This is a genomic window from Paraburkholderia sp. BR14320, assembly GCF_040948665.1.
Lineage (GTDB): Bacteria > Pseudomonadota > Gammaproteobacteria > Burkholderiales > Burkholderiaceae > Paraburkholderia > Paraburkholderia youngii.
In genome coordinates this window covers 33,218-47,282 of sequence record NZ_JBFPKG010000032.1, presented here as the reverse complement: position 1 = coordinate 47,282, position 14,065 = coordinate 33,218, and the positions used below count along the sequence as shown (strand labels likewise).

The window sequence follows — 14,065 nt, the reverse complement described above, 5'->3', positions numbered from 1 at the left end:
AAGAACAGGCCTCAAACCTCAAAGCAGGATCGGCGCGCAAATCAGGAGAAATACCGCGATATAAATGACGCCGAAAATCAGCCCGAGTCTCCAGAAATCACCCGCAGGCAGATACCCGCTGCCGAAGTACACGGGGCTCGGCCCCGTGCCGTACGGCGTCAGGATGCCCATGATCCCCAAAGTCAGCGACAGCATCAGCGCGAACGCCTCCATCGGCATGCCGGGAATGGTCGAGCCCACCGCCAGCATGACCGGCAGCATCGCCGTCGCATGAGCGGTGACGCTCGCGAACATGTAATGCGTGAAGAAAAAGATCAGCACGAGGACGATCGCGGCCTCCGTCGGGGGAAAGCCTGCCATATGAGTCGATATCGTCCCGGCGAACCATTTGACGAAGCCAGTCCTGCTGAGCCCGTCGGCGAGGGCGACCAGCGTCGCGAACCACACGAGGGTATTCCACGCCTGCTTGTTGCCGAGCATGTCGTCCCAGCTCACTACCTGGGTGACCAGCATCAGCGCGATCACCATCAGCGCCGCGGTCGTCGGATTGACATAGTCGTCCGCAAAGACCCATAACGCGAGGGCGATCAGTACCAGCACGGCGAGCATGATTTCCCGTCTGGTGAGCGGCCCCATCTCCTTCAGTTGCTGGGCAGCCCAGCTCGGTACTTCGGCGCTGTGCTTCACTTGCGGCGGATACAGCACGTAGGTCAGCAGCGGGATGGCCAGCAGCAGCAGGATGCCCGCGGGCGCAAAGGCCAGAAACCACTGCGTCCATTCGAGGTCGACGTCGACCGTTTTCTTGACGAGTTCCGCGGCGAGCAGATTGGGTGCGAGCGCGGTGAGGAACATCGAGCTCGTCACGCAGGTCGTGGCGATAGCGGTCCACATGATGTAGGAACCGATGCGCCGCGCCGACGGGTCGTTCGGCTTCGAGTCGTAAAGCGGCGGCAAACTGCGAATCACCGGAAAGATCGTCCCGCCGCTGCGCGCCGTGTTGGAAGGGGTAAATGGCGCGATCACGGCGTCCGCCACCATCACCGCATAGCCGAGCGTGAGGGTCCGGCGTCCCAGCGCCCGCACGAGCATCAATGCAATGCGTTTGCCGAGCCCCGTCTTCTCGTAGCCGAGGGCGAACATGAAGGCGCCGAAGATCAACCAGACGGTGCTGTTCGAGAAACCGGAAAGCGCCCAACTGAGGCCCGCGTTCGCAACATTGAAACCGGGCTTCGCGAGTTGCGCGGGACTGAAGAACACCCACTCGCTGAACACGGCGACGAGCGTCACCGCGATAAGACCGATCGCGGCGCCCGGAATGGGCTCCAGCATCAGCCCGACGATCACGCCCGCGAAAATCCCGAAGTAATACCACGCGTGCTGCGCGAGACCGGGCGGCGCGGGAATCAGTCCGATCACGATCGCCACGATCAGAGGAGCGACGGCCTTCCAGAAAGTTTTCATGCCATGCTCCATTCTCATAACCGTCCTTGTGCTAAGGTTTATATGACCTTTTTTGCGCGTTCGCCAGTGAAGTGTTCACGGCATGCAAGGAGAGTGCGAGGCCATGGTTCGCGTGAGTATCGAAGGGCGCGAGATTCAGGCGCCGGGCAATTGCTCGATTCTGCAGGCCATGGGGCATGCGGGGCAGACTCTCGTCGAGGGTGTCGGCTGCATGTCCCAGGGCGTGTGCGGCTCGTGCCGCGTGATGGTGCGACGCAGCGGCGAGCAGGAAGTCAAAACCGCGCTCGCCTGCGAGACCCTCGTCGAAGAGGGCATGCAGGTCGCCTTCCTCGATTACTTCACCGAGTCGGAGCGTCACCTGTATCGAATGGAAGAGATCAGCGACAGCTGGCAGGCGCTCGGCAAGATCGCCGAGATCTTCCCCGAAGCGGCGCATTGCCGTCATTGCAGCGGCTGCGATCGCGCCTGTCCGAAGGGGCTGGAGGTGCAGCGCGGCGTGAACCTCGCGGTCGAGGGCAATCTGCCCGCATCGAGCCAGGTGTTCGACGAATGCGTGATGTGCAACCTGTGCACGCTCGCATGCCCCGAGCATATCCGGCCCAACCATCTGGGTGTGTTCGTGCGCCGGATGATCGCGTCGCTTTCGCTGCGTCCGGCCAATCTGATGCGACGGCTGCAGCAGATCGAGAGCGGCGAGATGAAGATCGACTTCGATGCGCCTGGCGCGCAACCGCCGCGCTGACCGGAGCGAATCGTCATGTCCGCCGGCATACCCTACGAAACCGCGCGCCAGCGCTACCGCCCCGGGATGGCGGCCACGCTCCGCGGCGACGACGTCCCGGTCGCTGAACTGCTGAAGGCTTATCACCCCGATCATGGGCCGCATGCGCGGGTCACGCTGAGTGTCGGGGTCAATCGCGGCGAGCCGTGTCAGCCCGATCTCGCGCGCCATCTGCAGGCTAACGCGCTGATCGATGATGTCGATATCGCCGGCGCACAGCTGATCACGACCGATGTGCTGGTAATCGGCGGCGGTGGCGGCGGCTGCGCCGCGGCGCTCACGGCGGCGAAGCAGGGCGCGCGCGTGATCCTCGCCACCAAGCTGCGTCTTGGCGACAGCAATACGGTGATGGCCGAGGGTGGAATCCAGGCGGCCATCGGCGAGGACGACAGTCCCCAACTGCACTTCGAGGACACGCTTCGCGCCGGACACTTCTGCGGCGAGCCCGAACTCGTGGCCCAGATGGTGATGGACGGCCCCGATGTGATTCGCTGGCTGATCCAGCTCGGCATGATGTTCGATCTGGAAGAGGAGCAGCCGCTTGGCGGCAATCTGATGCGCAAGAAACCCGGAGGCGCATCGGCGGCGCGCATTCTGTCGTATCGGGACTATACCGGCCTCGAAATGATGCGCGTGCTGCGCGAGGCAGTGGACCTCGATCCGGGCATCGAGTTGTGGAACCGCTGCCCTCTGGTCGAGCTGCTGTCCGACGAGCACGGCGGTTGCGCCGGCGCGGTGATCTACAACCTCGAATGGCGTACCTTCGTGCTGGTGCGTGCGCGCGCCGTGATCCTCGCCACTGGCGGCGCGGGGCGACTGCATCTGAATTCGTTTCCGACCTCGAACCACTACGGCGCCACCGCCGACGGCCTCGTGCTCGCCTATCGGATCGGCGCGCGCCTGCGCGAACTCGACTCGTTCCAGTACCATCCGACCGGCATCGCCTACCCGCACCATCTGGCGGGCGGCCTGATTTCCGAGGCGGCGCGCTCCGCCGGCGCGAGACTGCTGAACGGCGAAGGCGAACGTTTCGTCGACGAACTCAGGCCGCGTGACGTGGTCGCGTCGGCGATCCTGCGTGAGTGCGCACTAGGGCGCGGGATCGAGCGCGACGGCCAGGTCGGGGTGTTCCTCGATACGCCGACACTCGAACTCGAGCATCCGGGCATTCTGGCCAAACGCCTCGTCACGCTTCGCCATCTCGCTGACAAGTGCGGCATCGATGCCGCGCAGGAGCCCTTCCTCGTTTATCCCACACTCCACTACCAGAACGGCGGCGTCGCGATCGACAAAGATGGCGCCACCAACGTCCCCGGCCTTTTCTGCGTCGGCGAGGTGACGGGCGGCATCCACGGCCGCAACCGCTTGATGGGCAACGCGCTGCTCGACATTCTGAGCATGGGTCGGCGTGCTGGCGCGAAGGCCGCGCAATCGAGGGAATGGGTGATGACGAACCGCGCCGGAATCGGTCACGTGCACGCGTGGCAGAGAGAGCTGACGCTGGCGGGACTGCCGCTTCACGTGAAGGCGCCACAACTCTTTCCCGCCTATGCGCATTTCGATCTGCGAGTCGATGCGGGATTGCGCACGAGCGCGCGGAGCCGCGTGATCGGTGGCATCCGGTGACGCGAACCACGGAGCACGCGATGCAAACGCTGAATCAGTGCTTGATGAGGGACGATTTCCGCGTCGGCGCCGACCTCGATGCATGGGTCGCGCGCGGCGGCGGCGAGGGACTCGCCAAAGCGCTCGACGACCCGGAGGCGATCATCGCCGCGCTCGCCGAGGCCGATTTGCGTGGCATGGGCGGCGCTGGCTTCCCCGCGCATCGAAAGTGGGCGCCGGTTGCGAGCGCCCCCGGCGGCGACAAGTACGTCGTTTGCAATGGCAACGAAGACGAGCCGGGCACCTTCAAGGATCGCTTTCTGCTCGAACACACACCGCATCAGGTGATCGAGGGCGCGCTGATTGCCGCAGTGGCGACGCGGGCCAACCATGTCGTCCTGTACGTGAATCCGCATCAGACGGGGTCGCTCGCAGCGACTCGCGAGGCGGTCAGGCAGTGGTCGGGGCACGCGCAATTCGCCGCTATCGAGCGTTGGATCGGTGCGCCGTTGTCGCTCGGCGTCGTGCCCAGCTCGGGCTTGTATATCGGCGGTGAGGAGACGGCGGTGATCGCGAGCGTCGAAGGCGGCTTTCCGTTTCCGCGGCGCAAACCGCCTTTCCCCGCCGAGCAGGGCGTGCACGGCGCGCCGACCATCGTCAACAACGTCGAGACGCTGGCCCACGTGCCCGGGATTCTGCGCCACGGCGCGCAGTGGTATCGCGAGCTCGGAGTGGGCAATGCTGCCGGAACCAAGCTCTATTCTCTTTCCGGCGACGTGCTGCGTCCCGGCCTGTACGAACTGCCGATGGGCACGAGCCTCGAGACGCTGGTGTTCCAGCACGGCGGCGGCATGCTGCAGGGCAAGGAGTTCAAGGCGGTCTTCACGGGCGGCCCATCGAACACGCTATTGACCAAGCGCGATCTCGACGTGGCGCTGGACTTCGACTCGGTGCGTCAACGCCGTTCGCGTCTCGGGACGGGCGCGATGATCGTGGTGTCGGAAGGCACGAGCATCGTGCGCAAGGTCGCGGACTACGTGAACTTCTTCGCTCAGGGTTCGTGCGGGCAGTGCCCGCCTTGCAAGGGCGGAACGTTTCAGATGATGCGGCTTCTGAACCGGCTCGACACGGGCCGCGGCGTGCGAGCCGATCTGGATGCACTGGAGAACCTGTGCCGCGTTCTTCCCGGCAGCGGGCGTTGCGGTTTGATCGACGGCGCGGTGACGGTGGTGGAGAGTTCCATCGATCAGTTCCGCGCGGAATACGAAGCGCTGTTGATGGCGTAGGGGCGGGGCGGCCGATATCGCGGCTAGAACGGCCAATACAACGGCGCAATGAACACGACCACCGCCATCGACCACAACACGATCAGCAGGCCGATCTTCCAGTAGTCGCCGAACTCATACGCGCCCGGGCCGTACGTGACGAGGTTGACCGGCGTGCTCATCGGCGTCAAGTGCGCCGCGCCTGCACCGAGCGCGACAGCGACGAGGAACGGCGTCGCCGACACGCCGAGTTCCTGCGCGGTGGCGACCGCGATCGGCACCGTCACGAGCGCCGCAGAGTTGTTCGAGATCACCTGGGTCAGCACCGCGGCCACGCAGAAGAGTCCCGCCAGCACCGCGCGCGGACCGCCCGAGCCGACCGCCTGGATCACGTAATCACCGATCTGATACGCGAGCCCGGTGTTCGACATCGCGGTGGCGAGAGGAATCAACGCACCGACCAGCACGCAGGTATTCCAGTCGATCGTGTACAGCTGGTTCAGTGTGATCACGCGCGTCAATACCATCGCGGTCACGCACATCAGCGTCGCCACCGCGGGCGGTACCGCGTTCGTCGCGAGCAGGATGACCAGCACCGCGAGGATCGCGAGCGCCTCGCGCGCGCCGCGACTCAGCGCGATGGTCTGGCGCCGTACCATCTGCGGAGAATCGACCATCAGTATCTGCGGGTCGGAGAAGTGTTTGTCGAGCGCTTCCCATGTGCCCCTGAACAGCAGATGGTCGCCCGCGAGCAGCGTGGTCGACGGCTCGGGGACGTTGTTGCCGCCGCGCTGTATCGCGAGCACGATCAGATCGCCTTCGTGCGTCGCCATGCCCGGAAACACGGTTTGTCCGATCAGCCCCGAGCGCGGTGGTATCACGACTTCGGCGAGACCCGACGAGCGATCGAACAGCGCATTCGTGACCGCCTGCGCTTCGGCGAGCGGCTCGCGAATCGCGAGATGCAAGTCGTTCGCGAGCCGGGCGATGCCTTGCGCGTCGCCGCGCACCAGCAGGTGATGGCCCTCGCTCGCTTCTTTCTGCGCGAGTTCGGCGCCTTCATCGTCGGTCAGGCCGAGCACGCTGACAGCGGGGTATCGCGACAGATCGATGCTGTCGAGCGTCTTGCCGATCAACGGCGAGCCCGCGCGCACGCGCAGCCGGAACAGGCCGTCCGCGAGCCGGTATTGCTCGACCAGCGTGTGCGCGTGCTGGCTGAAATCGGCCGGCAGCGAATTCGAGTTGCGCCTGGGCAACAACAGCGGGCCGAGTATCAGAATGATCGCAAGGGTGCCGGCGAACAACGGCAGACCCACGATCGACCATTCGAAGAAGCGGATCGGCGCGCCACCGAGCGCATCGGCCGCGCTCGATGCGATCACGTTGACCGGACTGCCGAGCAACGTGAGCTTCGCGCCGGTCAGGCACGCGATCGACACGGGCATCATCAGTTGCGACGGCGCGAGCTGGGTCCGCACGCAGATGATGACCGCGATCGGCAGCATCGCGACGACGGCGCCGTTCATGCCGATCAGCGCAGTGGATACCGCGGACAGGATCAGCAGCGACGCGATCAGTCGCTTGCGGCTGCTGCCCGAGTGGCGAATCAGCCACTGTCCCGCCCATGTGCCGACACCGGTCGTTTCGAGGCCGATGCCGATGCCGAGCAGCGCCGCGATGAACACGATCAGCGGATCGCCGAAGCCGCTCAACGCCTCGCGCATTGTCAGAACGCCGGTCAGATATAGCGCGATCAGCGACATCACCGCAACGACGGCGGCCGGCACCTTGTTCCAGATGAACAGCGCCATCGTCACGGCGAGAACCAGCGAGGTCACGATCATCGGGTTCATCTATTTTTCCCGTCGTATGGAGGCGCGGTGCGCGAGCGCGGCAGCCCCAACTGCCGGCCGTTTGCGGGAGCCGATATCAGTCCTCCTCAGTACCCGAGCGCGGCGCCGTCGCCGCGCGGATCGGCGCCCCCTTCGTAAAAGCCTTGTTGCCGATCCACAGCGATCGCGTGCGCGTGCCCCATGTTGTCGTTCCAGTCGGTGACCATCTGCACCGGCTGGCCGCGGCGCTTCAATTCGCGCACGACCTCGTCGGAGATGCGCCCCTCGAGCGACATGTTGCGCGACTTGGTACCCCACGTGCGGCCCATCAGCCAGCGCGGCGCCTCGATCGCCTGCTGCACGTCGTAGCCGAAGTCGACGATGCGGGTGACCAGCGCGGCCTGGGTTTGCGGCTGACCTTCGCCGCCCATCGAGCCGAACGCGAGGCAAGGCTTGCCGTCGCGGGTCATCAGTGCCGGAATCAGCGTGTGGAAAGTGCGCTTGCCAGGTTGCAGGCAGTTCGGGTGATGCTCGTCGAGCGAAAAGAACGCGCCGCGGTTCTGCATGATGATGCCGGTGTCCCCGCCGAGCACGCCGCTGCCGAAGTCGTGATAGATGGACTGGATCAGCGACACCACCATGCCGTCCTTGTCGGCCGCGCAGAAGTAGCAGGTGTCGCCGTCCGGCGCGCGGCGGTCGTGCGGATACTGATAGGCGATGCCGGGCGGGACCGTCGAGATGTCGAGCGCGCGTTCGGGGTCGAGCAGCTTGCGGCGTTCGTCGCAGTAGGCCTTCGTGATCAGCTGGTCGACCGGAATCGTGACGAAGCGCGGGTCCGTCAACCACTCTTCGCGATCGGCGAACGCGATCTTCACCGCTTCGGCGAGGTGGTGGTAGTAGTCCGCGGTGCCTTCGCCCCACGCGGTCACGTCGTAGCCTTCGATCAGGTTCAGAATCTGCAAGGGCGTAAAGCCCTGGGTGTTCGGCGGTAGCTCGTAGACCGTATGACCGCGATACGTCGTGCTGATCGGCGTGACCCATTCCGCGCGGTACGCGGCGAAGTCGACCGGTTGCAGCGGCGAGCCGGCGGCACCGACGCCGGCACAGATGCGCGCCGCGAGATCGCCTTCGTAGAAGCCGGCGCGCGGGCCCTGATCGGCGAGTTGCTGCAACGACTGCGACAGCGCGGTTTGCACGAGCTTCTCGCCGTCGGCGGGCACGCGGCCGCCCGGCATGAAGATCGCAGCCGTTTCCGGGTAGCGCGTGAGGATCGGCACGTCCTGCACGGTCCAGTCCGCGAGCGAGCGAGAGACCGGCACGCCGTCGCGCGCATAGCCGATTGCCGCCGCAAACAGGTCCGCCCAGTTCAGGCGCCCGAAGCGCTCGTGAGCGAGACGCCAGCCGTCGATCGCGCCCGGCACGGTCAGCACCGCCTGCGGGCCGCGCGCCGCGATTTCGTTGTCGATGGCGATGCCGCGATAGTGGGCGAGCGTCGCGCCTTGCGCCGCCGGTCCGCTCGCATTGATCGCGTGAATCTGTTCGCTGTTGCCGTCGGCGATCAGCCAGAAGCCGTCGCCGCCGAGCCCGGCCATGTGCGGATAGGCGACGCACAGCACCGCGTTCGCGGCGATCGCGGCATCGACCGCGGTTCCACCGCGTTGCAGCATCTCGACACCGGCCTGACTGGCCAGATAGTGCGGCGTGGCGACCATGCCATGCGGTGCGCGCGTGGGTGGGCGACCGGTACGAGGCCCATTAGGATGACTCATGGTGAAAAGCTCCCCTGAGGATGACCCGCCGCAATGGCCCCGGCGCCCGATGCCTGCCGGGAGTGTGCGACGGCGAAGCAACTGCGGCGAAGGAACGGGCGCGCCGCTTCGATCAGGAAGCCCGATCGTCGAATTCGACGCCCGCGTCCCTGATCTTGTCGTTCGAGTGATCCATGAACCGCGTGATGATCGGCAACGCTCCGCCGGCGATCACGCAGAGCAGCCCCAGCCCCAACAGCAGCATGTTGCCGGTGACCGAGCCCCTGCTGGTGAGCGGAAAACCCGCGAACATCAGAAGCAGCGCCAGGGTTTCCGCAACGAGCTTGTCCATACGAGTCACCTCACGCGAATATCACGAGGAGGATCGTGCCGATGCCGGTCAGGATGGCGACGATGACCGTCCACGGAAGGGCCAGCTTCATCACCGCGCCCTCCTGTCCCTTGATGCCGCTGATGCTGGTGCCCAGCACGATATTGGCCGGGCCGATCGCGTTGCCATACGCGCTGCCGGCCGCCTGCGCGGCGATGATCGCTTCGGTCGGCAGCGAATGCAGTTGCGCGACATCGCTCTGCAGGCCGCCGAACAGTACGTTCGACGCGGTGCTGCTCGACGTCATGAACGCGCCCAACGCGCCGATCACGCTCGCGATGCCCGCATAGACGAGCGGCGGCGACACATCGGCGATACCGTGCGCGAGCACCTGGGTCTGGCCGCTATGGTCGAGCACCCGGCTCGTCACGAGGAAAGCGATGACCGGCAGCGATGCGGGCACGCCGTCGACGATCAGCGAGCGCCCCAGATTCTCGCCGCCATGCCGCGATTGCCACGCGCCGTAGAAGCCGTTCACGCGGTACACGATCCACACGACGATCGCGGAGATCAGCAGCATCGTCCCCGGGTGGGTGAACGGCGAGAACGGCGCGTAACGCTCGACGGCCGCGTTTCGCACGCCAAAGCCCGTGGTCACTTCGGGGAACGGCAGGCCGATGCGGAATTGCCGCATCGCATCGTTCAATGGGCCAATCAGCAGAATGCCCAAGGTAACGACCGTGAGCACGACATACGGCAGGAATGCCATGCCGAGACTCATCACCGGCTCTTCGGTTTCGGTCTGCATGCCGACGGCGGCCGGGTCCATCGCCGGACGATCCGGGACTTCGGCCGCGGGAACCGGCTCCCTGAACCGACGCCAGCGCGAAAGCGGATACAGGGCGACCATCGCGACGGTTGCGGCGAGGAACGTCGACAGTTCAGGGCTCAGGAACGCGAAGATCAACTGGCCGAAGCCGAGGATCGTGCCGAGGATCAGGACCAGCGGCCATCCGTGACGCACCGCGGCCCAGCGGCCGTATAGCCACACGATCAGCAGGCCACCGAAGTACGTCGGAATAAGCAGCAGCACACACGATTCGAAAGCGGCGCGTCCCACGTCCTGAATGTCGGCCACCTGCAACGTCGCGAGCCAGCCGACGCCGAGGGTGCCGAAGAAGCGCGCCCATGCGTGCGCGATGATCGAGATGGCGGCGGCATGGACCGGTCTTACACCGATCGCGAGCAAAAGCGGTGCGACGACTGCAATTGGCGCGCCGAAACCCGCAATGCCTTGAAGAAAAGACGAAAATACCCAGCCGAGGCCGAGAACGACGAATAAATCATTGCGGCTGAAACGGGAAATGCCGTGTCGAAGTGCGTCGTAGCCGCCGGCCTGTTTGGTGATCTGATAGAGCAGAAGCGCCGGCCACATTACATAGAGAATGAATATGGCATCCCATACGCCTTTGCCACTGGCGACAGCCAAAGTCGTGATCGGGGTGCGGAATGCTAATACGGCAATCAGGCCGGCAACGAACATCGCGCCAGGGCCTGCCTCGGGCGCCCGCCAACGCAGCGGAACGAGAAAGACAAGCAAGGCGATGATGGAAAGTGTTGCCAGAATCCAGTGAATTAGATCGACCGGAAGGGTGATTTCATTCATCGTTGTCCCTCTCGCAGTTGATACGCCTCGAATGCTGTGAGGGGGCACTATTCTGTATGGCCCGAACTAATAATAGTTCGTTTTCTTAATGCCGCAAGTTGACTGCGAAAGCGCGGACTTATTGCACTGCGGAATTCATTGTTGGTTTATTGCGGCGGAATTTCGTCGGCGAAGGCGATGCACCGGATTTGAATAAACGATAATTAACGTTTTTAAATCGTCGTGGCGGATGCGATCCTGTCGGGGTTCAATCGTCGACGAAATAATGACCGATGAAGAAACAGCCGCCCGCCAGCGCAGCGCCCAGCGCCGCGACCGTATAGGCAAGCCTGACACCGTGCCCCAAGCTATCGAACCATTGATGCAACTGCGCCATCAGCACTGCCGCGTTGCCGCCGATTTGCTGTAGCTCGATCTGATAGCGCGGATCGACGATGCCGTACATTGCGACCGCGCTATCGGGCGGCGGCACGCTGACGTAGATCAGCACCGCGGCGATCAGGCTGACGACCAGGATCGCCGCACCGCAGAGATAGAGCCGCTTTTGCAGCGGCGAGCGTTGGGTGGAGGAAGGTGCGTCGTGATTGTTGCCGTTCATCGTTGCGTGGGTGGGTGCGCTAGCAGCCGTCGTGGAGGGAGCCGAGCCGCCAGTATCGCAGAGCGTGGACCGGGGGCGGCCGCGCGCGCCCGGGCCACGCTAGTTCTTTGACGTCAGCAGCTTGATCCCGGCAATCCCGAACATCACCGCGAGCGAGCCATCGAGCCAGCGCCGGATCGCCGCATAAACGCGCCGCGCGGATGCCGTCGAAAACAGCATTGCGTAGCTGCTGAACACCGTCGCGCCGATCGCCATGCAGCCCAGCACGACCGGCATCACGTGCGCGGCGCCGTGTACCGGCGACATCGCGAGCGACACGATCGACAGCCACACCAGCACCGCTTTCGGATTCGTCAGGTGCAGCAAAAGGCCACGCAGATAGAGCCGCCCGAGCGGTTCGTCGACGCGCGCCGCGCTCGCGGCCGGCTTGCCGGCGCTCCACGCCGAGCGCGCGGACTTGAAGCCGAGCCACAGCAGATACAGCCCGCCCGCGATCCGGATCGCCACGAGGCATTCCGAGTAGGTGGCGAGCACCGCCGACAGCCCGAGCGACGCGAGCAGCGCCCATGAGAACGAGCCCGACACGACGCCGAGCGCGAACACCAGCGCCGCGCGCCGGCCCGCGCTCATCGCGAGCGACATGATCGCGAGATTGCTCGGGCCAGGGCTCGCGGTGCCGACGAAATAGGCGCTGTAGGCGATCAGGACATCGGCGGTGAGCACAGGGCTAGCGATCATGGCGGGCAAATGTAGGGGCGGGGCGGGTGTTCGGCAATGCCATGCAACGCGCCACACGGCCGGTTGAATGAAGCAACGATTCTGAGCGCCGTCGCGCGCCGCTCACAGATACAGTTGCGCGTACGTGTGGCAGCACACTCGCTTCGCAGCCGAATCGAGCCCGCATCGAACGCGGCGCGCCAAACGCTCAACCGTGCGCCGCGCTCGCAATACACTCCGCCAACGCATCGGCGACCACCGGCCGGCTATGCCGCGGCCGCAGCACGAGCCCGATCTCACGCTCGAAGGTCGCATCGCCGAGTTCGAGCGCCACCACGCTCGCCGGCCATTTGCCGAGCCCGGCCGTATTCGGAATCAGCGCGACACCCATGCCGCGCGCGACCAGTTGCACGATCGCCTGCAACTCGTCGAGCTCGACCGCATCGCGAACGCCGAGGCGCGCGCGCCGCAGAAAACGATCGACGAGCCGCCCGCCGAACGACGCGCGGTCGTAGCGGATGAACGGCTCGCTGCGCAGCAGTTCGCGCCACGAGCGGCCGCCGCGCGCGAGCTTTTTCGGCGCGAGCAGCACGAACGGTTCGGCGACCAGCGTGCGCCATTCGAGCTCCGACGGCAGCGCGAACGGCGGCTTGATGATGACGGCAAGATCGAGCTCGCCCGCGTCGACCTGGCCGAGCAGCGCCAGCGACACGCCAGGCACCACGCGAATCCGCCAGCCGGGACGGTCGTCGCGAAAGCGCGCGAGCGCGTCGGCCAGCAGCGATACCTGCGCGGACGCGATCGCGCCGACCCGCAGCATGCCGCTTTCGGCGGCGCCGCCGCTGCGCTCGGAGAGCCGCGCGTAGAGCGTCATCATTTCCTCGGCGAGCGCGAGCGTTTCGCGGCCCGCCTCGTTGAGCGTCGCCGAGCGGCCGGTGCGGTCGAACAGCGGGAAGCCGAGTTCCTGCTCGAGCCGCTGCATCTGCGCGCTGACCGCCGATTGTGTGAGCCCGATGCGCGCGCCCGCGCCGGAAAACGTGCCGTACTGGCTGACGGCGATGAAGGTCTTCAACTCGCTGAGCATGATCGATCAATCGATTTTAGTGATGGTCAGGTCAAATATATATCGTTTCTCAACATTTTTATTCATGGTTAAACTTTGGCTTATTCTGTGCCGATTGCCAGCCGTGCGAGTCGCGCCAGTCGTCACCCATCCTCACACCCACCTAGCGAGTCTTCCTATCATGAGCGTTGCCGAAACCGCTTTGCCGCCGTTCCATCTGGCGTTTCCTGTTCATAGCCTTGCCGCCGCGCGCGAGTTTTACGGCGAATTGCTCGGCTGCCCGGAAGGGCGCAGTTCGGACGCATGGGTCGATTTCAATTTCTACGGTCATCAGATCGTCGCGCATCTGGCGCCCGACGAAGTCGGTCACCGTCATACCAGCGCGGTCGATGGCGACGCGGTGCCGGTGCGCCACTTCGGCGCGGTACTGTCGATGGAGCAATGGCAGGCCGCCGCGGACAAACTGCAGAAGGCCGGCATCGAATTCATCATCGAGCCGCACGTGCGCTTCAAGGGCGAGGTCGGCGAGCAGGCAACGATGTTCTTCCTCGATCCGTCGGGCAATGCGCTCGAGTTCAAGGCGTTCGCCGATATGTCGTCACTGTTCGCCAAATAGGCGTCGCGGGCGTTGACGCCGGCACACGGATAGCTGCATATGAGAAGGCCGGTCGACCATTCAGGTTGACCGGCCTTTTTCGTTGAAGGGGAATGGCCGCGCGAAGCAAAATCGACCCGTGTCGCGAATAGAACTGAAAGCATGTTTCACAATATTTCGAACCAAAGCCGTGCCGCGAATCAGCAAACGTTCCATTAACTGGGCGTAAATTTATTCAACAAACGTTTGCGCCTCGCCTAATTCGCTGCAAATCTGGCGATTGCTTTGCGCCTTCAAAAATGGCGCATTTGCTTTCAACAAGCTTCCTGACAATTTCGCCATTCTCGCGCCATGCAGGCGTTGGTGCTACCGATCTAGCATAAGCGGAGATTCAATCCCTCCC

12 protein-coding genes are annotated in these 14,065 nt (G+C 64.6%); 4 read left to right on the top strand and 8 right to left on the bottom strand.

Annotated features, from left to right (window positions below):
- Positions 1 to 18: 18 nt before the first annotated feature.
- Positions 19 to 1,461, bottom strand: a complete 1,443-nt coding sequence (locus AB3X89_RS25770) for an anion permease (protein WP_368585812.1) — start codon at positions 1,459 to 1,461, stop codon at positions 19 to 21.
- A 103-nt stretch (positions 1,462 to 1,564) separates the two neighbouring features.
- Here AB3X89_RS25770 and AB3X89_RS25765 point away from each other — a divergent pair, with 103 nt between their 5' ends.
- The 3 genes from AB3X89_RS25765 to AB3X89_RS25755 are packed head-to-tail and all read left to right on the top strand — an operon-like array spanning position 1,565 to position 5,133.
- Positions 1,565 to 2,203, top strand: a complete 639-nt coding sequence (locus tag AB3X89_RS25765) for a 2Fe-2S iron-sulfur cluster-binding protein (RefSeq protein WP_368585811.1) — start codon at positions 1,565 to 1,567, stop codon at positions 2,201 to 2,203.
- A 15-nt stretch (positions 2,204 to 2,218) separates the two neighbouring features.
- Positions 2,219 to 3,868: an FAD-binding protein gene (locus tag AB3X89_RS25760; RefSeq protein ID WP_368585810.1), complete on the top strand. Its 1,650-nt coding sequence runs from the start codon at positions 2,219 to 2,221 to the stop codon at positions 3,866 to 3,868.
- Between the two features lie 20 nt (positions 3,869 to 3,888).
- Positions 3,889 to 5,133 carry an NADH-quinone oxidoreductase subunit F gene (locus AB3X89_RS25755; protein WP_368585809.1) on the top strand — a complete coding sequence of 415 codons (1,245 nt, stop codon included), beginning with the start codon at positions 3,889 to 3,891 and terminating at the stop codon, positions 5,131 to 5,133.
- A 23-nt stretch (positions 5,134 to 5,156) separates the two neighbouring features.
- On the opposite strand, the gene AB3X89_RS25750 is transcribed toward AB3X89_RS25755, so the two are convergent.
- The 7 genes from AB3X89_RS25750 to AB3X89_RS25720 form a co-directional block, all read right to left on the bottom strand.
- The gene (locus AB3X89_RS25750) at positions 5,157 to 6,965 is read right to left on the bottom strand and encodes an SLC13 family permease (protein ID WP_368585808.1); all 1,809 of its coding nucleotides are present in this window, start codon (positions 6,963 to 6,965) and stop codon (positions 5,157 to 5,159) included.
- 86 nt (positions 6,966 to 7,051) lie between these two features.
- Positions 7,052 to 8,713 carry a gamma-glutamyltransferase gene (gene ggt, locus AB3X89_RS25745; RefSeq protein WP_368585807.1) on the bottom strand — a complete coding sequence of 554 codons (1,662 nt, stop codon included), beginning with the start codon at positions 8,711 to 8,713 and terminating at the stop codon, positions 7,052 to 7,054.
- Positions 8,714 to 8,825: 112 nt separating this feature from the next.
- Positions 8,826 to 9,044, bottom strand: a complete 219-nt coding sequence (locus AB3X89_RS25740) for an EmrB/QacA subfamily drug resistance transporter (RefSeq protein WP_176124777.1) — start codon at positions 9,042 to 9,044, stop codon at positions 8,826 to 8,828.
- Positions 9,045 to 9,054: 10 nt separating this feature from the next.
- On the bottom strand, positions 9,055 to 10,689 hold the full coding sequence (locus AB3X89_RS25735) for an L-lactate permease (protein ID WP_368585806.1): 1,635 nt from the start codon (positions 10,687 to 10,689) through the stop codon (positions 9,055 to 9,057).
- A 247-nt stretch (positions 10,690 to 10,936) separates the two neighbouring features.
- Entirely contained in the window at positions 10,937 to 11,287 is a 351-nt protein-coding gene (locus AB3X89_RS25730; protein ID WP_368585805.1) for a hypothetical protein, read from the bottom strand.
- A 99-nt stretch (positions 11,288 to 11,386) separates the two neighbouring features.
- Positions 11,387 to 12,025 (bottom strand): LysE family translocator, encoded by a 639-nt coding sequence (locus tag AB3X89_RS25725; protein ID WP_368585804.1) that lies wholly within the window; start codon positions 12,023 to 12,025, stop codon positions 11,387 to 11,389.
- Between the two features lie 187 nt (positions 12,026 to 12,212).
- Positions 12,213 to 13,088 (bottom strand): LysR family transcriptional regulator, encoded by an 876-nt coding sequence (locus AB3X89_RS25720; protein WP_368585803.1) that lies wholly within the window; start codon positions 13,086 to 13,088, stop codon positions 12,213 to 12,215.
- A 160-nt stretch (positions 13,089 to 13,248) separates the two neighbouring features.
- Between AB3X89_RS25720 and AB3X89_RS25715 the strand changes: the two genes are divergently transcribed.
- The gene (locus AB3X89_RS25715; protein ID WP_008918388.1) at positions 13,249 to 13,683 is read left to right on the top strand and encodes a VOC family protein; all 435 of its coding nucleotides are present in this window, start codon (positions 13,249 to 13,251) and stop codon (positions 13,681 to 13,683) included.
- Positions 13,684 to 14,065 lie beyond the last annotated feature (382 nt).